Source organism: Pseudomonas sp. Colony2 (assembly GCF_019382755.1).
In the GTDB taxonomy this organism is placed as follows: domain Bacteria; phylum Pseudomonadota; class Gammaproteobacteria; order Pseudomonadales; family Pseudomonadaceae; genus Aquipseudomonas.
The window spans coordinates 3,102,025-3,123,507 of record NZ_CP080030.1 but is presented as its reverse complement, the minus strand read 5'-3'; the positions used below and the strand labels follow the sequence as shown (position 1 = coordinate 3,123,507).

Here is a 21,483-nt window from a genome sequence, read left to right as displayed (position 1 = left end):
GGTCGCGAAGCGGCCCCAATAAGGCAATCGAGAGCCACCTGAAAGAACACCGTGTCCTTTTTTTGGGGCAGCTTCGCAGCCCAGCGGGAGCAAGCTCCCTCGCCACGGGTTGTCCATTCACCCGATAGGGTTTTCCAGGCTCAGAAATCCACCGTCGCCGACAATTTCACTGTCCGCGGCTCACCCTGGGTCAGGTAGTTATTGGCCGTCGACGCCGACGACCAGTACGCCTTGTTCGCTACGTTTTCGACGTTGGCGCGCAGGGTGATGTATTTGTCATCCGCCTTGAAGCCATAACGCGCCCCCAGGTCGACGCGGGTCCAGGCCGGGATGCTCAGGCTGTTGGCGGCGTTGACGTATTCGCCACCGGGGCGCAGCATCCGTGCGCTGACCGCCGCACCCTGGATGCCCGGCACATCCCAATCCGCACCGATGTTGTACTGGAAGCGCGGCACACCCGCGGCGCGGTTGCCGTCGGTGGCGCCGTTGGAAGTGCTCTTCTGTTCGGTGTCCATCCAGGTGGCACCGGCCAGCAGGCGCAGGCCGTCGATGGGCTCGCCGAACACGTTGAGTTCCACACCTTTGTTGATCTGTTCACCGTCGACAGTGAAGGTGTCGAACTTCTGGCCCGGGAACCGGGTGGTCGCGTTGTTCGGCTGTTCGATGCGGTACACACCCAGCGTGGCGCCATAGTTTTCCCAGTCCAGCTTCACCCCGGCTTCCGTCTGCTTGCTGCGCTTGGGCGGGAAGACTTCGCCGGGGTTGGTCACGTTCGTGAGTGGCGCCGTCGGGCCCTGGGCCAGGCCTTCGATACGGTTGGCGTAGAACGACACGTGCTCCCATGGCTTGATCACCAGGCCATAGACCGGTGTGGTGATGGACTCGGAGTACGGTGTACCCCGTGCCCCCGTGGCCGTGTTCCAACTGTCCACCTCGATGGTCTGGCGCCGCACGCCCAGGGTCAACAGCACCCGATCATCCAAAAAGCCCAGGGTGTCGGACACCGCCGCACTCTTGATGCGGTTCTTGCCGACAACCCGCGGGTCGTGAATATCATTGCCGAAATAGGTGTTGGTAGGTCGCGGCGTTTGCGTCGGGTCGTACAGGTTGCCGGGCTGGCGGTTGGCTTGCAGGATCGCCTCGTAGGACGAGCGCTGCTCGCCCCAGATCCCCGACAGCCCGAAGTTCATCTGATGGGTCACCGGCCCCGTCGCAAAGTGCCCGTTCAAGCCGGCCATGGCGCTTTTGTTGTCTTCGTCATGGGGTGAATAGAGGAAGCCCACCTTGGCGCTGCCATCGTTGGCGACATACAGCGACGAATACTGGCCGTTCTCCCGAGTGTGCTTGGCGCCACCTGCCGCGTAGACCGTCCAGTTATCGTTCAAGTCATATTCGGCGTTGACCATGCCGTAGGTGTCTTCCAGCTGCGACCAGCTCCAGTCCTGGGCGTAGTTGTCCTTGGCCGACGGCGGGCTGGGCACTTTGGTGCCGGTCAGGTAGACCACCGAGCGGCCGTTATTGATGCGTTCTTTCTGGTAGCCAAAGTCGGTGGAGACCCGCAAGCGCTCGCCGCGATAATCCAGGGCAACGGCGATCAACTGCGAGCTTTTGTTTTCGTCATCCACAGCGGTTTCGCCGCCGTGCCGCGCCAGGTTGACCCGGGCGCCAAAGCGGTTGTCTTCGCCAAAGCGTTGGCCGAGGTCGATGTGGCCGCCGGCCTGGCTGTCGCTGGCGTAATCGAGGGTGACGCTGCGGGTGGGCGTGTCTTCAGCGCGCTTGGGCACCAGGTTGACGCTGCCGCCGATCCCGCTGCCCGAGGGCGACACGCCGTTGACGAAGGCATTCGGGCCCTTGAACAACTCCACCCGTTCCAGGGCTTCGGTAGTGATGATCTGCCGGGGCAGCACGCCGTACAGGCCGTTGAATGAGATGTCATCGGTGCTCAGCGGCAGCCCGCGAATGGTGAACACCTGGGAGAAGTTGCCAAACCCGGACGACTGGCGCACCGACGCGTCGTTGAGCAATACGTCGCCGACGGTTCGCGCTTGTTGGTCGGCGATGGTTTTCGAGGTGTAGCTGACCACGCTGAATGGCACGTCGTTGATGGACCGATTGCCCAACACGCCGAGGCGTGCAGAACGTGCCACCTGGCCACCGGCATACGTGTCTGCCTGCGCCCCGCTCGCTTCACCGCTGATGGTGGTGGCGCCCAACTCCAACGCACCGCCGCTGGCCTGGGGCACCACGGTATAACCGTTGGTGCCGGTGCCTTGCAGGGTGTAGCCGCTGCCTTGCAGCAACTGGGCAAAACCCGATTGTGCGCTGTAGCTGCCTTGCAGCCCCGGGCTTTGTTGATCGTTGAGCAACGTGGAATCGAACGACAACGGCACCCCGGACAACGCCGCAAACTGCGCCAGCACATTCCCCAGCGGCCCCGGCGCGATGTTATAGCTGCGCGCCGCACTGCTTGGCGCAGCGTCTTCTGCCTGGGCGTTCTGCAACGGTGCGACGGCGGCAAGGGCGACCGCCAGGCTCAGTGCCTTCAACGGACGGGGGCAATACGGGAGCGGTCTGGCGGTCATGGGCATTCCTGTCGGCGCGGAGCAATGTTGAGGGTTCTCCCCTACACCGGGCGACAACGAAAAAGGTATCAGCGAAAGTTGAAAAAGATCAGCGCGGCTCGACCGTCACCCAATACCCCGTCAGGCTGCTGACCTTGACCGGCAAGGTTTCCTGCAACAGGTGCAGGCTGGCATCGGTGTCGCGCAGGGGAAACGCACCCGACACCGTGAGGTCGGCAACCGAGACATGGCAGCGCAATACGCCGGCGCGATAACGCCCCAGCTCATCCAGCAGGTCCGCCAGGCGCATATGCTGGGCCAGCAGCATGCCGTTCTCCCAGGTCAGGGTGCTGACGTCCAGCGGCTCGACGGCGGCTACCCGGTCAACACTGAAGGCGCCCTGCTCGCCCGCCTTGACGATCACCCCCTGGCCGGCATGCGCCGCCAACAACTCCACCGCGCCTTCGGTCACGGCCACTCGGCTTGCCTGCTCACCCACCCGCACGCTGAATCGGGTGCCCAAGGCCCTGGCGGTACCGTGGCGGGTCTGGACGATGAACGGGCGATGGGCCGAATCATTGGCGGTGGTGATCAGCACTTCGCCCTTGAGCAGCTCGATACGCCGCACCTGCTCGGAGAACGCGATATTCAGCGAGCTGCCGGTGTTGATCAGCATGCGTGTGCCGTCGGGCAAGGTGAGGTTCCTTTGTTCGCCGATGGCCGTGTGCTGGTCGGCGGTCCACTGCTGCCACGGCACCTGCCGATACGCCAGCCAGGCCGCCGGGCCGGCCGCCAGCAACAACCCGAGCGCCTGGCGTCGGCCGAGGGATTTTTTGCGCCCGATGCGCTTCAAGGTATCGCCGGCAATCGCCGCCGGCACGCTGTTGAAGTCCCCCAGAATCGCCTGCGCCCGTTGCCAGGCCTGGGCATGCTGGGCGCTGCGGCCCTGCCACTGGGCGATGGCGCGGCGGTCCTCATCGGTGGCGCTGCCGGATTGCAGCTGCACCATCCAGTCGGCGGCCTCACCGAGGATCAGCGGATCAATCGACTGGCTCATGCCACGCTCAGGCAGGCCAGGAAGGCATCGCGCATGTAGCGTTTGACCGAAATCAGCGACACACCCAGGGCATCGGCGATCTGCTGATAGGTCAGGCCGTCGATCTGCGACATCAGGAAGGCCTGGCGGGTTTTTTCCGGCAGATCCCGCAGCATCGCCTCAATGCGGTACAGCGCTTCGAGGATCAGCCAGCGGGTTTCCGGCGAAGGTACATGCTGTTCGGGCAGGTGGGCGATGGTTTCCAGGTAGGCGCGTTCCACTTCCTGGCGGCGCCAGCTGTCGATCATCAGGCCCTTGGCGATATGGGTCAGCAATGCCCGTGGCTCGGCGCCCAGGTTGCCGGTGGTTTGCCGGGTGAGCAGGCGCATGAACGTGTCATGGGCCAGGTCCGCGGCATCGCTGGCGTTGCCCAGCTTGCGGTCCAGCCAACGGTGCAACCATCCATGGTGTTCGCAGTACAGGTCCTGGATATGCAGATTGAGGGGAGACGACATGCCGATCACCGGGGCGCGCCGGGCGGTGGGGCCCAAGCGTAATTAAGAATTGATCGCATTCTAGTCTGCGCGGGGTAATGCTGGCAATTTCATGATTTTGATAACGCCGGTGACCCAATGTGGGAGCGGGCTTGCTCGCGAATGCGGTGGGTCAGTCGACATCTCCAGCGGCTGATACTCCATATTCGCGAGCAAGCCCGCTCCCACATTTTTGATCTTCACCCGGCGTTTGATTCCGGGTGTCTGGATCAGGCCAGTTCGGCCCGTAGTTGACGCGCCGCAGTCACCATGTGAATCAGTGCCGCTTCAGTCTCCGGCCAGCCACGGGTTTTCAGGCCGCAATCCGGGTTGACCCACAGGCGTTCGGCCGGGATGCGTTTGGCTGCCTTGCGCAGCAGGTTGGCCATTTCCGAGGCATCCGGCACCCGTGGCGAGTGGATGTCATACACACCTGGGCCAATGTCGTTCGGGTAAGCGAAGGCTTCGAATGCCTCCAGCAGTTCCATGTCCGAGCGCGAGGTTTCGATGGTGATCACGTCGGCATCCATCGCCGCGATAGACTCGATCACATCGTTGAATTCGCTGTAGCACATGTGGGTGTGGATCTGGGTTTCGTCACGCACGCCGGAGGCGCACAGGCGGAACACTTCAGTGGCCCAATCCAGGTATTCCTTCCACTGCGCCTGGCGCAACGGCAAGCCTTCGCGGAACGCGGCTTCGTCGATCTGCACGATCTTGATCCCGGCGGCTTCCAGGTCCACCACTTCGTCACGAATCGCCAGGGCGAGTTGCCGCGCCTGTTCTTCGCGGCTCACGTCTTCACGGGGGAACGACCACATCAGCATGGTCACCGGGCCGGTCAGCATGCCCTTCATCACCTTGTTGGTGAGGCCCTGGGCGTAGCGGATCCACTCCACGGTCATGGCTTTCGGACGACTCAGGTCACCGAAAATCACCGCCGGTTTCACACAACGGGAACCGTAGCTCTGCACCCAGCCGAAGCGGGTAAATACATAACCGTCCAACTGTTCGGCGAAGTATTCGACCATGTCGTTACGCTCGGCTTCACCATGCACCAGCACGTCCAGGCCAAGGTTTTCCTGCACTTCGACAGCGTGGCGGATCTCGCTGTGCATGGCTTCGACGTATTCGGCTTCGCTCAACTTGCCGGCCTTGTAGGACTGGCGAGCCAGGCGGATCGAAGCGGTTTGCGGGAACGAACCGATGGTGGTGGTCGGGAACAGCGGCAGGTTCAGGCCGGCACGCTGTTTCTCGATACGTTGGGCAAACAGCGAGTCACGCTGGCTGTCCTTGGCGGTGATCGCCGCCACACGGGCTTGCACCGCCGGCTTGTGGATACGCGGCGAAGCGGCACGGGCCGCCTGCACGGCACGGCTTTCGGCCAGGGCAGCGATCACGTTCGGCGCTTCAGGCTGGTTCACGGCCTGGGCCAGCACCGCCACCTCTTCGCACTTCTGCACGGCAAACGCCAGCCAGCTTTTCAGCTCGGCATCCAGCTTGTCTTCCCGGCCCAGGTCCACCGGGCTGTGCAGCAACGAGCAGGATGGCGCCACCCACAGGCGATCCCCCAGGCGCTCATGAGCATGCTGCAAGGTGGCCAGGGCTTTTTCCAGGTCGCAGCGCCATACGTTACGGCCGTTGACCACGCCCAGGGACAGCACCTTATAAGCCGGCAGGCGATCGAGGATGGTCGGGTACTGATCCGGTGCACGCACCAGGTCGATGTGCAGGCCGTCCACCGGCAGGTTGGCTGCCAGGCCGAGGTTTTCTTCCAGGCCGCCAAAATAGGTGGCCACCAGCTTCTTCAGCGGGTCGCGCTGGATCAGGTTGTAGGCACGCTCGAAAGCGTTTTTCCAATCCTGCGGCAGTTCCAGCACCAGGATCGGCTCGTCGATCTGCACCCACTCCACGCCCAGGTCCGCCAGGCGCTGGAAGATCTGACCGTACAGCGGCAGAAGGCGGTCCAGCAGGTCGAGTTTGTCGAAATCACCACCCTTGGCCTTGCCCAGCCACAGGTAGGTCAGCGGGCCGATGACCACCGGCTTGACGGTGTGGCCGAGGTCGCGGGCTTCCTTGACCTCTTCGAACAGTTGCTCCCAACCCAGCTGGAATTGCTGGTCGGCGCTGAATTCAGGGACCAGGTAGTGATAGTTGGTGTCGAACCACTTGGTCATTTCCTGGGCGTGGGCACCGCCGCAGCAGTTGTCACTGACGCCACGGGCCATGCCGAACAGGGTGTGCAGGGTGGCTTTGCCGTCGGCCGGGCGGAAACGCTCGGGGATCACACCGAACATCAGCGAGTGAGTCAGTACCTGGTCATACCAGGCGAAGTCACCGGCGGGCAACAGTTCGATGCCGGCTTTCTTTTGCAGGTCCCAGTGCGTCTTGCGCAGTTCACGACCTACGGCGCGCAGGCCGGCTTCGTCGAGCTCGCCCTTCCAAAACGCTTCCTGCGCTTTTTTCAGTTCACGATCGCGACCAATGCGCGGGAATCCAAGGGAATGGGCAACAGCCATGACGTAAAGCTCCAATGTGTTTGTATGGGAGCCATTGTCGGGATCGAGTGATAGTGAGACAAACTCATTTTATTTGAGATGATCACAAGTTCCACTCATGATGAAATGCACCGCCCAGGCTTGAGTGATCGCGCGGCGCTCACGCTCCATGCGCACGGGAGTGGGTGGGGCTTCGTTTTGCTTATCACTGAAATAGCTGGCAGCGTCTGTTTCGGTGCACGGCCGCTCAGCATACTTTTGCTTCCCAAGCCCCAAGGAAGCCCCCACATGGAACAGCAGCAGCCACTGACCACCCTCCTCGTTCACTTCGTAGCCCTTGGGCTCACACTCCTCGGCATCGGCAGCCTGGCGCTGCTGATGGCCTGGGCCGGGCGTCTGATTTTCTAGTTCAATCGGCGGGAATATCGGCGCTCAACGTGCGGATCAACGCTTGCGCCTGAGAGTCCCGCTGCGCGGTATACAGCACCACTTCACGACTGGGCAGCGGCGGCAGGTCGAAACGCTGCTCCACGTCGACGCAGCCACCGGGCGCCATCCGCCCAACCATCGCACCGATGCCAATCCCCGCCACCACAGCAGCGCCGATCGCCAGGATCCCGCTGCCCACGAACGCCTCTTCCCAGGCACGGTTCTGCTCGGCCAGCGCCGCCATCACCATGCTGCGCATGCCGCAGGGTTCCGGCTGGATCGCCAGGGGCAACGCCCCGCCCTGGCGCAATTCGAAGTCGTGGGAAGCCATCCAGCCAAAGCGTTCGATGCCCACCACTTCGCCGTCCTGGCGACGGTTGTCGTGCCGCAGGATCATCGCCACATCCAGCTTGCCCTGCTCGTAGTTCATCAACATATCCCGCGAGGTGCCGAGGCTGAACGCCACGATCACGTCCGGGTCGGTGGTCGCCAAACGTCGCAGCCACAGGCTGAGATCGGCGCCGACAATGTGGTGGCTGACGCCCACGCGCAAGGTGCGTTTCTGCGGGCCAAAACAGTTCATCGCATCCTGGTAGTTGTCCAGCAAGCGGCGGGCGCTGGCCAAAAACATCTGGCCATGGGCCGACAGCGTGACCCGTCGCGGCGTGCGCTCCAGCAGCTTGCGGCCAAGGCTTTCTTCGAGGCGTTTTATCTTCAGGCTGATAGCCACCTGGGTGCCGCCGATGGCATCGGCAGCGCGGGTAAAGCTCTTGAGTTCGGCGACCAGGACGAACGCCTGGATGGCGTCGATATCGGGCATTTTCATGGATGGGCTGGCGATAGAGAGTCAAGACGTGACGTTAGCATGCCGCGCCTGCTGACCAAACCACTGCATGATGAGCACGCAGCCTGGGTGTGACGCCGCCGATGACTGCAAGCACAATGCATACACCCCGCCGGTCACCAGCGGCTGACCAAACGGCACCACCAACACACCCCGTTCGATCGACTCGGCCGCCAGCGTCAGATCCGTCATCGCCACCCCAAGCCCGCGCGCGGCGGCATCCAGCGCCAATTCGTCAAGGTTGAACGGGATATGCCGGTAGTCGTCCAGCGACCGCGCGCCATTGGCCGCCAGCCAGTTCATCCAGTCCTGCTTGTCGGCTGAACGATGCAGCAGCGCAAAGTGTTCGAGCTGTTCCACGGAAGCCAGTGGCCCCAAACCCGGCGCGCAGACCGGCACCAATGATTCGTGGAACAAGGTCAGCCGCGCAGGATCGTTGTCGGGCTTGGGCAGGTAAAGGATGTAGGCATCGCTGTCACTCGCCGGCTCGACCACCTCGGTGGCGACGGTCTCGATTGCCAGGGAAATATCGGGATGGTTGCGATAGAAATCGCTGAGCTTGGGCAGCAGCCAGCGCACCGCCAGCGACACATGCAGGCGGATGCGAAACGGACGTTTACGAGGCGAGAGCCGATCCTCCAGCCCCTTCAGTTGCGCCAGGATGCTCCGGGCACTGGCCAGCACCTGCTCACCTTCGGAGGTCAGGCGCAGGCTGCGGCTGGTCCGGGTGAACATCGGCACGCCGAAATGGCTTTCCAGTTGCTGGATTTTGCGGCTCACCGCGCTTTGGGTCAGGCACAGCTTCTGCGCAGCCACGGTGAAGCTCGCGCAGTCGCTGACTTCAACCAACGCCTGAAGGCCCTGCAGCGAAGGCACGTGACGGATGTTATCCATGCGTTTTCCGAATGGCTGGATGATTTTATAACGTTGGTTGTATCACCGCAGGCCCTATAGATTCCAGCTGCAGCCCGAACTTATTTATGCCAGCAACGCATACAGCCGAGGATCTTCATGGAAAACACATGTGGCTGGATTGCCCAGACTGAAAGCCTCCCCGCCCGGGACCGACTCACCGGCCTACAAAAAGCCGACTGGCTGGTGATCGGCGCCGGCATCACCGGTTTGTGTGCGGCGCACAACCTGGCCGAGATGCACCCCGAGGCGCGCATCGTGATCGTCGACCGCCAGCGCGCCGCCCAAGGTGCCTCAGCGCGTAATTCCGGTTTTGTGGTGGCCCATGAGCATCCCGCTGCAAGTGAACTGATGGGCAACGCAGGCTTCGCTGACTTTGAGGTGGACACCGCGATCTCCCGCGCAGCCAGCGATGAAGTGCGCGAGCGCATCGCCCGCCATGCCATCGACTGCGACTTTCGGGACAGCGGCTACTACTTCGCCGTGCACGATCGCGACAAGCTTGCGCATGTGGATGCCAAGTTGGCGACCTTGCGTGCCGCGGGTGCTTCAGCGCAGTTCCTGCAAGGTGCCGCACTCGCGCAGACACTCGGCACCGAGCATTACCAGGCCGCCATCTGGTGCGGCCACGGCAACGCCTTGCTGCAACCGGCGAAGTATGTGAAGGGTTTGCTCGAAGCGCTGCCGGACAACGTGACGCTTTATGAGAACACCGACATCACCGGCCTTGAGCGCATGGCCAATGGCGGCATTCGCGCCAACGGCCTGGACGCCTGCATTGAAGCCGGCCAGGTGCTGGTGTGCCTCAACGCCTTTATTCCACGGGTGGGCCTTGAGGCCAGTGCGACGTTCCCGATGGAACTCAGCGCCAGCCTCACCCGCCCTCTCAGCGATGAGGAATACCGCCGGATCGGCGCAGTGGAACCGTGGGGCGTGCTGTCCACGCGGCCACTGGGTGCCACGGTGCGCCTGACACCGGACCATCGGGTGATGATCCGCAACACAGCGGAGTACCGCACCCGGGACTTGTCCAACGGCGACCTGTTGCACCGGCGCCAACACCATGTAAAGGGCATGCAGCGACGCTTCCCGTGGCTGACCGAACAAGACATCCACTACACCTGGACCGGCCACTTGAGCGCCTCCCGCAGCGGTCAACCGTATTTCGCGCGGGTCGAAAGCAACCTGTATGCCGTCGCGGGCTGCAACGGTTCAGGCGTGGCCCGCGGCACGCTGTGGGGTCGACTGCTGGCCGAGTGGGCGTCGGGCCAGACTTCCTCGCTCCTGCACTCTGTGATGCACAGGGCACAGCCCGGCTGGCTGCCACCCCGGCCGTTGTTCGACATCGGTGCCATGCTGCGTATGGGCGTGGAAACGGTTCGAGCACGGACAGAAATCTAGAACAAGAAACCTCGATAAAGGTGATTCACATGCACATCAACAGTCTGTCCCTGGCGGTCATCCTCAGCGCGCTCCCGGCGGCTGTGTACGCCGCCGAAGAAGTGAACATTTCCAACTGGAACGGCTACATCGCCGATGACACCTTGACCAGTTTTACCAAAGCGACCGGGATCAAGGCGACCTACGACATTCACGACAGCAATGAAGTGCTGGAATCCAAGCTGATGACCGGCAATACCGGTTATGACGTGGTGAGCCCGTCCAACCACTTCCTCTCGCGGCTGATCAAGGCCGGGGCGATCCAGAAGCTCGACCGAAGCCAACTGCCCAACTGGAAAAACCTCGACCCGTTGCTGATGAAAAAGCTGGAGACCAACGACCCGGGCAACCAGTACGGCTTCCCGTATATGTGGGGCACGGCGGGGATTGGCTACAACGTCGAGAAGATCAAGGCGATCTTCGGCACCACCGACGTCACCCATTCCTGGAGCCTGTTCTTTGATGAAAACAACATCAAGAAACTCAGCGCCTGCGGCGTGGCGATTATCGACAACCCCACGCAGATCCTGCCGATCACCCTCAACTACCTGGGCCTGCCGCACCACAGCCACGAACCGGCCGACTACAAAAAGGCCGAGCAGGCGCTGTTGAAAATCCGCCCCTACATCCAGTACTTCCATGCCTCCAAGTACATCAGCGACCTGGCGAACGGCAATATCTGCGCAGTGATCGGCTTTAACGGCGACGTGGTACAGGCTGCCGCCAGCGCCAGGGAAGCGAAAAACGGTATCAGCATCGCCTACTCGATCCCGGACGAAGGCTCGACATTGTGGCTGGACATGGTGGTGATGCCCAAGGGTGCACCGCACGAGAAAAACGGCTATGCCTATATGAATTACCTGCTGGAGCCCAAGGTGATTGCCAACATTAGCAACAGCATCCACTACGCCAACCCCAACAGCGCGGCGGATGAGCTGGTGACCCCTGAGGTGAAGCAAGACCTGGCGATCTACCCGCCGAAAAGCGTGATGGACAAGCTGTTTATCGTGGAGGACCTGCCGCCAGCGATTGCGCGGCTGGCCACTCGGTTGTGGACCAAGTTGAAGACCAATACGTGATACCGAAAACCGGACTTGCTCAAGGCTCATGGGAGAGCGGTATAGTCACTCCATTGAGCTTGGGATTGAATCAACATGGAAGGACTTCACCAGGGTAGCTGCCTGTGCGGCGCGGTCAGCTACCGAGTATCGACACCGCTGAAAGCTGTGACGCATTGCCACTGCAAAAAATGCCAAAAGAGTCATGGCTCCGCCTTCGCGACATACGCGAGTGCTCCGAAATCGTCGGTGCACATCGAGTCTTCGCTGCAAACGCTCAAGGCTTATGAATCTTCCGAGGGTGTGTTTCGTGAGTTTTGCTCACGCTGCGGCTCGTCGATGTTCTGGTCCGATATCAATGGTGTTTACCCAGACTGGGTCTCGATAGCAATCGCTACACTCGATACGCCGCTCTTGCCTGGCAAGCAGGAGCACTCCTGCGTTGACTCCAAGGCCGCTTGGCTGGATCTGGAGAATCGCAGTGGCTGAATCAGAGGATGGTTTGTCGATACGCACCCTCTCGGCGTTGCCCGAAGAGATCCTGGTATTGGAAGCAGAAGCCGTCGCCGAAGGATTCAGGTTTCTCACGCGACTCGTTGCGGAGTGGTCCAGCGGCGCCAACCGTTTTGACCAGCCAGGCGAATGTCTTTTGGGTGTATTCAGCAACGGGCAGTTGATCGCCGTTGGCGGTTTGTCCCATGACCCTTACGCCGGTCCGGAGGTTGGCAGGCTGCGCCGGGTGTACGTCGCACAGGCATCAAGGGGACGCCAGGTGGGCAAAGCGTTGGTAGGCCAGCTTTTGGCACGCGCTGCGCAATCCTTCCATGTCGTGCGCCTGTCTACCGACACCCACGAGGGCGCAAGCTTTTATCTGCGCTGCGGGTTTGAGCCGGTACAGGACGAACATGCAACTCACGCTAAATCATTAATTGATCAGGAGGCTTCATGCAGGTGATCAACGACAACCGGCCTGAATACGTTCGGGGGAGATGACGGTTTGATGTCAGTGTGGGTGCGTTTTTGTCATGTGGGAGCTGTCGAGCTTTAGCGAGGCTGCGATAGCGGTGTGTCAGGCAGCTTATTTATCGGCTGTGCCGCCGCCTTCGCAGCCTCGCTGAGGCTCGACAGCTCCCACAGGGGATAGGGGTTGTTTGGTGGGCTTGTATTTCAAAGTCAGGCCACCAACCCCGCTTTGGCGGCGTTGGCGAGTATGTCTTGGGCGGGTACATTGACCCATGTGGCGGCGTCCACCTCGCCCTGTTTTGCCAGCCAGGCCTCCACCATCTGGTAGCCCAGCGTGTATCCCAGCCATCTTGGCCGCGCGCCGGTACCAAAGAACCATTCACTGTGATCGTAATACGTGGCGTCTAGAAGCTGGCGGTCTACCGGGGCACTCAGCAGTTCCTGGGGGGCAAGCGCCCGCTCCCACAACTCCGGCTCACTGCCCAGCACCTGCCGCACAAACTGCCCGGCCAGGCCCTCACTGACCATCGCCTCCCCCAGCGTCCAGCCATAACCGGGGCCCGCCATGCGCAGGCAATGGTGCACCTCATGCACCACGTGTCGACGCAATGCACCGCTTCGCAGGCTGGTGAGGAAATTCGGGTTATCGGGATCAAGGGTCATGCTGAACATCGTGCTGCGATAAGCACGGCCCATCAGGCCGAGTTCCGGAAGGGTCTCCCCCGGCAACCGCTGGATCAGAATGTCCAGCCGCGGCGGCGGCAGCAGTTGCGCGATTGCCTCGTAGGCAACCTCAAACTCTCGGATCAACTCCGGGCGAAACTGCGCCAGGCTCCCCGAAGCTTCCAGCCAATGCAGCGTCCATGCGTCCATTCTCACCTCTCGTCGCCCAAGCCGTGGTCCGTTATCAAAGCGGCTCATCATACCTACGGGCTGTCATATTCACAGGCCAGCTTATAACCGGGCCAGCAAATTCCGCTGACTAACCTTTCGATCTGTCCCAAGTGCGGGCACAATGCGTGTCCTTTTTTGGCAGGCACCGCCGCAGGCTCTGAAAATGATCAAAACGCCGTACTACCTCATCGACAAACAGAAGCTTCTGGTCAACATGCAGAAGATCGCCTACGTGCGCGAACAGTCCGGCGCCAAGGCTCTTCTGGCCCTCAAATGCTTCGCCACCTGGTCTGTGTTCGACCTGATGCAGGAATACATGGACGGCACCACCTCGTCGTCGCTGTACGAGCTCAAGCTGGGTCGCCAGAAGTTCGAAGGTGAAGCCCACGCCTACAGCGTGGCCTGGGCCGACGATGAAATCGAAGAGATGCTCGACAACTGCGACAAGATCATCTTCAACTCCATCAGCCAACTGCAGCGCTTTGCCGAGCGCAGCGAAGGCAAGACCCGTGGCCTGCGCGTCAACCCGCAAGTGAGCAGCTCCGACTACCTGCTGGCCGACCCGGCGCGCCCGTTCAGCCGTCTGGGCGAGTGGGACCCGGTGAAGATCGAAGATGTGATCGAGCAAATCTCCGGCTTCATGTTCCACAACAACTGCGAGAACGGTGATTTCAACCTGTTCGACCAGATGCTCAACACCATCGAAGAACGCTTCGGCGCGCTGCTGCACAAGGTCAACTGGGTCAGCCTCGGCGGCGGCATCCACTTCACCGGTGAAGGCTATGCCATCGACGCCTTCTGCCAGCGCCTCAAGGCGTTCTCGCAGAAGTACGACGTGCAGGTGTACCTGGAACCCGGCGAAGCGGCGATCACCAACAGCGCCTCCCTGGAAGTGACCGTGCTCGACACCCTCTACAACGGCAAGAACCTCGCCGTGGTAGACAGCTCCATCGAAGCCCACCTGCTGGACCTGCTGATATATCGCCTCAACGCCAAGCTGGCGCCAAGCAATGGCGAACACACCTACATGGTGTGCGGCAAGTCGTGCCTGGCCGGGGACATCTTCGGTGAGTACCAATTTGATCAGCCGCTGGCCATCGGCGATCGACTGTCGTTCATCGACACGGCAGGCTACACCATGGTCAAGAAAAACTGGTTCAACGGCCTGAAAATGCCGTCCATCGTAGTGAAACAACTCGACGGTACAGTCGAAGTGGTTCGTGAATTTGGTTACGACGACTACCTGTCCAGCCTTTCGTAAAGCGGACAGATAAAGGAGAGATAAAGCAATTGAAAAAGAACGTTCTTATCATTGGTGCAGGAGGTGTCGCCAAGGTGGTGGCCCACAAGTGCGCGCAGCACAACGACGAACTCGGTCGTATTGCTATCGCGTCGCGCAACATCTCCAAATGCCAGGCCATCATCGACAGCGTCAAGGCCAAGGGTAGCCTCAAGGTACCCGCCGACATCCAGGCCTTCGCGCTGAACGCTTTGGACGTGGAAGCGACCAAGGCACTGATCCGCGAGACTGAATCGCAGATCGTCATCAACGTCGGTTCCGCGTTCCTCAACATGTCGGTATTGCGTGCCTGCATCGACACCGGCGTGGCGTACCTCGACACCGCCATCCACGAAGAGCCGGGCAAGGTCTGCGAGACCCCGCCGTGGTACGGCAACTACGAATGGAACCACCTGGAAGAGTGCAAACAGAAGAACATCACGGCCATCCTTGGCGTGGGCTTCGACCCGGGTGTGGTCAACGCTTATGCAGCGCTGGCGCAACAAAAGCATTTCGACCGCATTGATTCGATCGACATTCTCGACGTCAATGCCGGCTCCCATGGCAAATATTTCGCCACCAATTTCGACCCGGAAATCAACTTCCGCGAATTCACCGGACAGGTGTGGAGCTGGCAGAACAGCCAGTGGACCAGCAACACCATGTTCGAAGTCAAACGCACCGACGACCTGCCTGTGGTCGGTTCGCAGAACCTGTACCTGACCGGCCACGATGAAGTGCACTCGCTGTCGAAAAACCTCGACGTGCCCAATGTGCGTTTCTGGATGAGCTTCGGCGAACACTACATCAACGTGTTCACCGTGCTGAAAAACCTCGGCCTGCTCTCCGAAAAACCGGTCACCACCGCCGAAGGCCTGGAAGTCGTGCCGCTGAAACTGGTCAAGGCCGTGCTGCCCGACCCGTCGTCGCTGGCGCCTGGCTACACCGGCAAGACCTGCATCGGCGACCTGGTCAAGGGCACCAAGGATGGCCAGCCACGCGAGCTGTTCATCTACAACGTGGCCTGCCACGAAGAAGCCTTCGCCGAGACCGACAGCCAGGGCATTTCCTACACCGCCGGCGTACCGCCGGTAGCCGCAGCGCTGCTGGTTGCCCGTGGCGAGTGGGACGTGAAGCACATGGCCAACGTCGAGGAACTGCCGGCTGAGCCGTTCCTGAAGGCGCTGGACGTGATGGGCTTGCCGACTCGGATCAAAGACGAGAACGGTGACCGTGCCTGGGATGCGATTGCCTGACAGGCGATAGTTGACCGAACAAAAAAATGCGCCCTCAGGGGCGCATTTTTTGTTGGGGCTCACATAAATATCAAAGAACAATGAAGATCAAAATGTGGGAGCGGGCTTGCTCGCGAATGCGGTGTGCCAGTCACTGCATCTGGCGACTGATACACCGCATTCGCGAGCAAGCCCGCTCCCACATTTTGGATTTGCTGTGTTCTTGAGAGCGGGCTATTCAAGATTACGCGCCGAATTGCTCAACGCCCTTGAGCACTGCAACAACGCCGGCGCCAACTGCTTCTCTGCATCCGCCCGGCTCCAGCGACTGGTCGGCGCCACCACATGCACCGCCGCCACCGGCCGACCGTTCGCCCCCAGCACCGGCGCGCCGATGGTCATGTCCCCCAGGAACAGTTCCTGGCCATTCACCGCATAGCCCTGCTCGCGCACCTGCTGCAACGACTCCATGATCCTGTCGACCTCAGTCAACGTCTGGCTGGTGTGCGCCACCCGCTGGCTGTGCTCGATCAATGCCAGCGCCTCATCCTGCGGCAACGCACTCAGATACGCGCGCCCCGACGCCGTGCAATACATCGGCACCCGCGAGCCAATCGGCATGTGTACCGGCACGAAGCCCGAGCTGACAAACCGCGCGATATACGTCATGTCGTAACCCGCAGGCTCGGTCAGGCACGAGGTTTCTCCCGTCAGGCGGGTCAATTCCGAGAGGAACGGGTTGGCCACTTCAATCAGCGAATGCGCATCCAGATAACTGAAGCCCAACTCCAGCACCCGTGGTGTGAGTTGGTAATGACGGGTGCGCGAGTGTTTCCGAAGGTAACCCAGGCTCTCGAGGGTAAACACCATGCGCTGGGCCGAGCTTTTGGTCATGCCGGCGGCCTCGGCCACCTCTGCAAGGCTCATGCTGCGGCGCTGTGCGCTGAATGCCTTGAGCACCGACAGGCCCTTTTCCAGGGATTGGTTGTGCAAGCTGTTGCGTTCTTCGGACATGGCGAACTCGCGGTCAGGTCGATCAAGCGTGGCGATATTTCTACACGAAATCGCGAAATTCGACCACTAAAAATCGCATACCGATACGAATGGTTCATTTTCTTCAATTTCCATAGCTTAAAACGATTTTGTTTAATCGAAATGGCACAGAGCTTGCGGTTTGCTCGGTAACCGCTCGCGGTACTGACGATCCGTTTTCCTTCTGGAGTAACCCGATGAACAGTCTTTCGCCCTTGTTTCGCCGCCTCGCCTTCGGTCTTTGCGCCACCTTTTGCGTGGCCACCGTGCACGCCGCCGGTGCAGCCTCGTACAAAGTCGGTGCAACGGCCAGCGGTTCGCCGTTCACCTTCCTCGACATCAAGAGCAACAGCATCCAGGGCGTGATGGTCGACGTCGCCAACGCAGTGGGCAAGGCAGGTGGTTTCACCAGCGAAATCGAGCAGACCAACTTTGCCGCGCTGATCCCGTCCCTCACCTCGGGCAAGCTCGACTTCATCGCCGCCGGCATGCTCAAGACCCCGGAGCGTGCCCAGGTGGTGGACTTCAGCGCGCCGGTGTACGCCTACGGTGAAGGGCTGATCGTGAGTGCCGACGACAACGCGACCTATACCGACCTCAGCTCCTTGAAGGACCAGGTAGTGGGTGTACAAGCCGGCACGATCTTCTACGACATGCTCAACAAGCTGGGAATCTTCAAGGAAATCCGCACCTACGACTCCATCGGCGAAATGGTCCGCGACCTGAGCCTGGGCCGCATCAAGGCCGCCGTGGGTGACCAGCCGGTGGTGGCGTACCAGATCCGCCAGAAGCTGTTCAAGGGCGTGAAGCTCGCCGCCGACTACAAGCCGGTCAACGTCGGCGAGGTGTGCCTGGTGGTGCGCAAAGGCGACAGCGAAACCCTCGAACGCCTGAACCAGGCCATCGCCAGCATCAAGGCCGACGGCACCCTGGACGCGATCCTGAAGAAGTGGGGGCTCGATGCCCGGGTGCAGCCATGAACCCGGCTGAATTCCTGCAAAACGCCCAGGACTTCCTGCCGATCCTGCTGCAAGGCGCCTGGGTGACGATCCAGATCACCGTGCTGTCGTTCCTGCTCAGCAGCGCTATCGGCCTGGTGCTGGCGCTGCTCAAACTGTCGCCGATCAAGGCGCTGTCGTGGGCGGCGAGCACCGTGATCAATGTGATTCGCGGCCTGCCGATCATCGTGCAGCTGTTCTACATCTACTTCGTGTTGCCGGACATGGGCGTGCACCTCAGTGCATTCCAGGCAGGTGTGATCGGCATGGGCATCGCCTACTCGGCGTACCAGGCGGAGAACTTCCGTACCGGCATCATCGCCGTCGAACAGGGCCAGCGTGAAGCCGCCGAAGCCCTGGGCATGCGCTCGGTGCTGATGATGCGCCGGGTGATCCTGCCCCAGGCGTTTCGCATCGCCTTGCCGCCCTACGGCAACACCCTGGTGATGATGCTCAAGGACTCATCGCTGGTGTCGACCATCACCGTGGCCGAGATGACGCGCCTGGGCCAACTGATCGCCTCGTCCACCTTCCAGAACATGACCGTCTACACCCTGGTCGCCCTGCTCTACCTGCTGATGAGCCTGCCGCTGGTGTATGGCCTGCGCCGCATGGAACAGCACCTGGGCCGGAGGAAAAAAGCATGATCGAGATTCGCCAACTGCAAAAGCACTACGGCACCCATCGCGTGCTGCACGGCGTCGACCTGGACGTGGCCAAGGGCGAAGTGGTGTGCCTGATCGGCCCGTCCGGCTCGGGCAAATCCACCTTGCTGCGCTGCATCAACGCCCTGGAAGCCTACGATGGCGGCACCATCAACGTGTTCGGCGAAACCGTGCAACGTGGCAGCAAGACCGTACACGCCCTGCGCAGCCGCATGGGCATGGTGTTCCAGCGCTTCAACCTGTTCCCCCATCGCACCGTGCTGGAAAACGTGATGGAAGGCCCGGTGTACGTCAAGGGCGAACCGCTGCAACAGGCCCGGGAAGAAGCCTTGGCGCTGCTGGATAAAGTCGGCCTGTCGGCCAAGGCCGATGCCTACCCGGAACAACTCTCCGGCGGCCAGCAACAGCGGGTTGCCATCGCCCGCGCACTGGCGATGAAACCCGACGCCATGCTGTTCGACGAACCCACTTCGGCCCTCGACCCGGAACTGGTGGGCGATGTGCTGGAGGTGATGCGCACTCTCGCGGACGAAGGCATGACCATGATCGTGGTGACCCACGAAATGGGCTTTGCCCGGGAAGTGGCCGACCGCGTGTGCTTCCTGCACGGCGGCTACATCGTGGAGAGCGGGCCGGCCGAGCAGGTGCTGGGCAACCCGCAACAACCGCGCACCCAGGACTTCCTGCGCCGCGTGCTGCACCCGACGGCCAACACCCGGAGCCTGCCATGAAGTCACTCTGGGCCGCGACGGCGCCCGCTGCACCGCAAACACCCGCGTTGGCTGAGTCATTGAAGGTGGACGTGGCCATCGTCGGCGCCGGGTATACCGGCTTGTCCACGGCGCTGCACCTGGCGGAGCGCGGCGTGAGCGTGTGCGTGCTGGAGGCCAACGAGCCCGGCTGGGGCGCGTCCGGGCGCAATGGTGGGCAGGTCAACCCGACACTCAAATACGACCCGGATCAACTGGTGCAGATGTACGGTGCCGAGCGCGCCGAGCCACTGATCAACACCGTGTCCAACTCTGCCGACCTGGTGTTCAACCTGATCGAGCGCCATGGCATTGACTGTGCGCCCACACGCAAGGGCTGGATGCAGGTTTCCTATTCCGAAAAAGGCGTGGAGGGCCTGCACGCCCGGGCCGAACAGTGGGCACGTCGCGGGGTGCCGGTGCAGCGCCTGGATGCCGGCGCGGTGTCCGCCCGCATGGGCAGCCAGGCGTTTGCCGGTGGCTGGCTGGACGGTCGCGCGGGTGCCATCCAACCCTTGGCCTATGCTCGGGGCCTGGTGCGTGCAGCCCAGGCGGCGGGCGTGCGCATTCATGGGCAGAGCGCAGTGACCGCGATGCAACAGGCGGGCGCGGGCTGGAAGTTGCAGACCGCGAGCGGCGCGCAGGTGTCGGCCGGCCAGGTGGTACTGGCCACCAACGGCTACAGCGGCGACTTGTGGCCCGGCATGGCCCAGAGTGTGCTCGCGGCCAACAGTTTTATCGTCGCCACCCGGCCCTTGAGGGGGCCTGCGGCCGAGAGCATTTTGCCGGGGCAGGAAACCGTCTCAACCGCACAGCGCCTGTTGCTTTACTTTCGCAAGGATGCCCATGGCCGCCTGCTGATGGGCGGGCGCGGGTTGTTCGAAGATCCCACCGGGCCCGCGGATTTTGCGCACCTGGAACGTTCGCTGGCACTGCTGTTTCCGCAGCTGGGCAAGCTGGACTTCGAGTACCGCTGGGCGGGCCGGATCGCGATCACCCGGGACTTTATGCCCCACGTCCACGAGCCCGCACCCGGCCTGACCCTGGCATTGGGCTGCAACGGACGCGGGATTGCCTTGTGCACCAGCCTCGGCCAGCAATTGGCCGGGCGCCTGTGTGACAGCCGCTCCGACTTCGCTTACCCGGTAACGCCTTTGCAGCGGTTGCCACTGCATGGCTTGCAACGCTTATACATCGGCGCGGGCGTGGCGTGGTACAGCCTGCTGGATCGCCTCTCCCTGTAGGAGCGAGCTTGCTCGCGAAAAAACCGAAGGCGCCGCGTGTCCTCAGGAGACCGGCGCCTTCGTCAAAGCTCGCAGACCTTTCCCTCATCACTGAAGAAATAGATATTTTCATGCTTGTAGCCCCAGCGACCGCCTCGCTCGCGAGCATGCGGCTCGAAGGTAAAGCACGTCACCTCCTCCAGGCGCCGATGATTGCCCGCCTCGATGTAGAGCCTTTGGTCACGCTGCTCGCAGATGCTGTGGCCGACGTTGCCGGCGAAATCGAGGTTCTCGAAACCCTCGGATGCGATCAGGTCATTGGCGAACGCGTGGAGATCGTTGAACGTGGTTTCAGGCCGGGCGAATGTGCGCATCATCGCGTGTAGCAGGTGCTCGACTTCATAACCCCTGCTGAACTCGGCCCCCACCGGCACCGCCCGGCACACGCCCTCCTCCACATAGAAAGAGCGGGCACAGTCGCCCCACACATTGCCTGCTCTCGGGCTCAAATCCACCGTGATCAGATTGTGTAAACCAACGGCTTCATCACTGGGCCGATAGTCGCGTCCCGACACCGAAAGCGCACTGCGCGAACCCAGCAATACGAAGGCCGGGCAGTCGTAATACCAGGTCTGCGGATAACCGGAATCCGCGAGCATCTGCGTCGCCATTTCGGCGATGGAGGCTTCGGTGGACTGTGGCGTGATCCGCGTAACGAGCTGCTGTAGCACCGACTTGGCGGCGGCCTGGACCACGCGATTAGGCAACATGGATTGTCTCTGACTGATGAGGGATTGCGTCGATGGTAGCAGCACTCTCCTCGACAGGGAGACGCACTCGGATTTTAAGCTCGTTCCCACGCTCCGCGTGGGAATGCAGACCGTGACGCTCCGCGTCACAAAGGCAGACGCAGAGCGTCCAGGGCAGCGCTCCCACGCAGAGCGTGGGAGCGATCAATAGCCGGAGCACCGACTTGGCGGTGGCCTGGACCACACGATTGTGCAACATGGACCGTCTCTGACTGAGGGAGACATGCTCGGATTTTTCCGACAACTGTTTCAGGTTGTCGGTCGGACCCGGGCTGACTAACCTCCCGCAGTCGCTGCCAATTCAGCGACCGGATTTGACCGTCCG

At 61.7% G+C, this 21,483-nt stretch carries 19 protein-coding genes; 10 read left to right on the top strand and 9 right to left on the bottom strand.

All coding sequences use genetic code 11. From position 1 onward, the window contains the following. Nucleotides 1–140: 140 nt before the first annotated feature. The 6 genes from JV201_RS12510 to JV201_RS12485 all read right to left on the bottom strand — a co-directional run bounded on the left by JV201_RS12510 (nucleotide 141) and on the right by JV201_RS12485 (nucleotide 8,795). A complete protein-coding gene (locus JV201_RS12510) occupies nucleotides 141–2,582 on the bottom strand; it encodes a TonB-dependent receptor (RefSeq protein ID WP_219406995.1) in 2,442 nt (813 codons plus the stop codon). Nucleotides 2,583–2,670: 88 nt separating this feature from the next. Continuing rightward, nucleotides 2,671–3,618 (bottom strand): FecR domain-containing protein, encoded by a 948-nt coding sequence (locus JV201_RS12505; protein ID WP_219406994.1) that lies wholly within the window; start codon nucleotides 3,616–3,618, stop codon nucleotides 2,671–2,673. Then, nucleotides 3,615–4,112 (bottom strand): sigma-70 family RNA polymerase sigma factor, encoded by a 498-nt coding sequence (locus tag JV201_RS12500; RefSeq protein WP_102606001.1) that lies wholly within the window; start codon nucleotides 4,110–4,112, stop codon nucleotides 3,615–3,617. The genes JV201_RS12505 and JV201_RS12500 overlap by 4 nt, the downstream gene beginning before the upstream one ends. Nucleotides 4,113–4,360: 248 nt before the next feature. After that, nucleotides 4,361–6,649, bottom strand: a complete 2,289-nt coding sequence (gene metE / locus JV201_RS12495; protein ID WP_219406993.1) for a 5-methyltetrahydropteroyltriglutamate--homocysteine S-methyltransferase — start codon at nucleotides 6,647–6,649, stop codon at nucleotides 4,361–4,363. A 388-nt stretch (nucleotides 6,650–7,037) separates the two neighbouring features. After that, a complete protein-coding gene (locus JV201_RS12490) occupies nucleotides 7,038–7,883 on the bottom strand; it encodes a LysR family transcriptional regulator (RefSeq protein WP_257903314.1) in 846 nt (281 codons plus the stop codon). Between the two features lie 21 nt (nucleotides 7,884–7,904). Beyond that, on the bottom strand, nucleotides 7,905–8,795 hold the full coding sequence (locus JV201_RS12485; protein WP_219406992.1) for a LysR substrate-binding domain-containing protein: 891 nt from the start codon (nucleotides 8,793–8,795) through the stop codon (nucleotides 7,905–7,907). Between the two features lie 117 nt (nucleotides 8,796–8,912). Between JV201_RS12485 and JV201_RS12480 the strand changes: the two genes are divergently transcribed. The 4 genes from JV201_RS12480 to JV201_RS12465 all read left to right on the top strand — a co-directional run bounded on the left by JV201_RS12480 (nucleotide 8,913) and on the right by JV201_RS12465 (nucleotide 12,266). After that, complete coding sequence (locus tag JV201_RS12480) at nucleotides 8,913–10,214, top strand: FAD-binding oxidoreductase (RefSeq protein WP_003210227.1); 1,302 nt, start codon at nucleotides 8,913–8,915, stop codon at nucleotides 10,212–10,214. Nucleotides 10,215–10,243: 29 nt separating this feature from the next. After that, complete coding sequence (locus tag JV201_RS12475; protein ID WP_003210229.1) at nucleotides 10,244–11,332, top strand: polyamine ABC transporter substrate-binding protein; 1,089 nt, start codon at nucleotides 10,244–10,246, stop codon at nucleotides 11,330–11,332. A 75-nt stretch (nucleotides 11,333–11,407) separates the two neighbouring features. Beyond that, nucleotides 11,408–11,800, top strand: coding sequence for a GFA family protein (locus JV201_RS12470; protein ID WP_003210231.1), 393 nt, complete (start codon nucleotides 11,408–11,410; stop codon nucleotides 11,798–11,800). Continuing rightward, nucleotides 11,793–12,266 (top strand): GNAT family N-acetyltransferase, encoded by a 474-nt coding sequence (locus tag JV201_RS12465; protein WP_003210233.1) that lies wholly within the window; start codon nucleotides 11,793–11,795, stop codon nucleotides 12,264–12,266. The genes JV201_RS12470 and JV201_RS12465 overlap by 8 nt, the downstream gene beginning before the upstream one ends. Before the next feature lie 218 nt (nucleotides 12,267–12,484). Here the strand turns inward: JV201_RS12465 and JV201_RS12460 are convergent, their stop codons facing one another. Continuing rightward, nucleotides 12,485–13,147 carry a DUF2268 domain-containing putative Zn-dependent protease gene (locus JV201_RS12460; RefSeq protein ID WP_214498899.1) on the bottom strand — a complete coding sequence of 221 codons (663 nt, stop codon included), beginning with the start codon at nucleotides 13,145–13,147 and terminating at the stop codon, nucleotides 12,485–12,487. Between the two features lie 184 nt (nucleotides 13,148–13,331). Between JV201_RS12460 and JV201_RS12455 the strand changes: the two genes are divergently transcribed. Next, nucleotides 13,332–14,429: a carboxynorspermidine decarboxylase gene (locus JV201_RS12455; protein ID WP_178912863.1), complete on the top strand. Its 1,098-nt coding sequence runs from the start codon at nucleotides 13,332–13,334 to the stop codon at nucleotides 14,427–14,429. Between the two features lie 29 nt (nucleotides 14,430–14,458). Next, a complete protein-coding gene (locus JV201_RS12450; RefSeq protein WP_003211412.1) occupies nucleotides 14,459–15,703 on the top strand; it encodes a saccharopine dehydrogenase family protein in 1,245 nt (414 codons plus the stop codon). Between the two features lie 213 nt (nucleotides 15,704–15,916). Here the strand turns inward: JV201_RS12450 and JV201_RS12445 are convergent, their stop codons facing one another. Continuing rightward, entirely contained in the window at nucleotides 15,917–16,696 is a 780-nt protein-coding gene (locus JV201_RS12445) for an IclR family transcriptional regulator (protein ID WP_008435411.1), read from the bottom strand. A gap of 215 nt (nucleotides 16,697–16,911) precedes the next feature. Here JV201_RS12445 and JV201_RS12440 point away from each other — a divergent pair, with 215 nt between their 5' ends. The 4 genes from JV201_RS12440 to JV201_RS12425 are packed head-to-tail and all read left to right on the top strand — an operon-like array spanning nucleotide 16,912 to nucleotide 20,370. Further along, a complete protein-coding gene (locus JV201_RS12440; protein ID WP_134326359.1) occupies nucleotides 16,912–17,694 on the top strand; it encodes an ABC transporter substrate-binding protein in 783 nt (260 codons plus the stop codon). Next, nucleotides 17,691–18,359, top strand: coding sequence for an amino acid ABC transporter permease (locus JV201_RS12435; RefSeq protein ID WP_219406991.1), 669 nt, complete (start codon nucleotides 17,691–17,693; stop codon nucleotides 18,357–18,359). Before JV201_RS12440 ends, JV201_RS12435 begins: the two co-directional genes overlap by 4 nt. Continuing rightward, nucleotides 18,356–19,108 (top strand): amino acid ABC transporter ATP-binding protein, encoded by a 753-nt coding sequence (locus JV201_RS12430; protein WP_087694235.1) that lies wholly within the window; start codon nucleotides 18,356–18,358, stop codon nucleotides 19,106–19,108. Before JV201_RS12435 ends, JV201_RS12430 begins: the two co-directional genes overlap by 4 nt. After that, on the top strand, nucleotides 19,105–20,370 hold the full coding sequence (locus JV201_RS12425) for an FAD-binding oxidoreductase (RefSeq protein ID WP_219406990.1): 1,266 nt from the start codon (nucleotides 19,105–19,107) through the stop codon (nucleotides 20,368–20,370). The genes JV201_RS12430 and JV201_RS12425 overlap by 4 nt, the downstream gene beginning before the upstream one ends. A gap of 62 nt (nucleotides 20,371–20,432) precedes the next feature. On the opposite strand, the gene JV201_RS12420 is transcribed toward JV201_RS12425, so the two are convergent. Next, on the bottom strand, nucleotides 20,433–21,119 hold the full coding sequence (locus tag JV201_RS12420) for a M24 family metallopeptidase (RefSeq protein ID WP_087694233.1): 687 nt from the start codon (nucleotides 21,117–21,119) through the stop codon (nucleotides 20,433–20,435). Between the last annotated feature and the right edge of the window lie 364 nt (nucleotides 21,120–21,483).

Excerpts from the sequence above, each read along its gene's own strand:
- JV201_RS12510 (WP_219406995.1), bottom strand. The coding sequence starts at position 2,582 with ATGACCGCCAGACCGCTCCCGTATTGCCCCCGTCCGTTGAAGGCACTG.
- JV201_RS12505 (WP_219406994.1), bottom strand. The coding sequence starts at position 3,618 with ATGAGCCAGTCGATTGATCCGCTGATCCTCGGTGAGGCCGCCGACTGG.
- JV201_RS12500 (WP_102606001.1), bottom strand. The coding sequence starts at position 4,112 with ATGTCGTCTCCCCTCAATCTGCATATCCAGGACCTGTACTGCGAACAC.
- metE (WP_219406993.1), bottom strand. The coding sequence starts at position 6,649 with ATGGCTGTTGCCCATTCCCTTGGATTCCCGCGCATTGGTCGCGATCGT.
- JV201_RS12490 (WP_257903314.1), bottom strand. The coding sequence starts at position 7,883 with ATGAAAATGCCCGATATCGACGCCATCCAGGCGTTCGTCCTGGTCGCC.
- JV201_RS12485 (WP_219406992.1), bottom strand. The coding sequence starts at position 8,795 with ATGGATAACATCCGTCACGTGCCTTCGCTGCAGGGCCTTCAGGCGTTG.
- JV201_RS12480 (WP_003210227.1), top strand. The coding sequence starts at position 8,913 with ATGGAAAACACATGTGGCTGGATTGCCCAGACTGAAAGCCTCCCCGCC.
- JV201_RS12475 (WP_003210229.1), top strand. The coding sequence starts at position 10,244 with ATGCACATCAACAGTCTGTCCCTGGCGGTCATCCTCAGCGCGCTCCCG.
- JV201_RS12470 (WP_003210231.1), top strand. The coding sequence starts at position 11,408 with ATGGAAGGACTTCACCAGGGTAGCTGCCTGTGCGGCGCGGTCAGCTAC.
- JV201_RS12460 (WP_214498899.1), bottom strand. The coding sequence starts at position 13,147 with ATGGACGCATGGACGCTGCATTGGCTGGAAGCTTCGGGGAGCCTGGCG.
- JV201_RS12455 (WP_178912863.1), top strand. The coding sequence starts at position 13,332 with ATGATCAAAACGCCGTACTACCTCATCGACAAACAGAAGCTTCTGGTC.
- JV201_RS12445 (WP_008435411.1), bottom strand. The coding sequence starts at position 16,696 with ATGTCCGAAGAACGCAACAGCTTGCACAACCAATCCCTGGAAAAGGGC.
- JV201_RS12440 (WP_134326359.1), top strand. The coding sequence starts at position 16,912 with ATGAACAGTCTTTCGCCCTTGTTTCGCCGCCTCGCCTTCGGTCTTTGC.
- JV201_RS12435 (WP_219406991.1), top strand. The coding sequence starts at position 17,691 with ATGAACCCGGCTGAATTCCTGCAAAACGCCCAGGACTTCCTGCCGATC.
- JV201_RS12430 (WP_087694235.1), top strand. The coding sequence starts at position 18,356 with ATGATCGAGATTCGCCAACTGCAAAAGCACTACGGCACCCATCGCGTG.
- JV201_RS12425 (WP_219406990.1), top strand. The coding sequence starts at position 19,105 with ATGAAGTCACTCTGGGCCGCGACGGCGCCCGCTGCACCGCAAACACCC.
- JV201_RS12420 (WP_087694233.1), bottom strand. The coding sequence starts at position 21,119 with ATGTTGCCTAATCGCGTGGTCCAGGCCGCCGCCAAGTCGGTGCTACAG.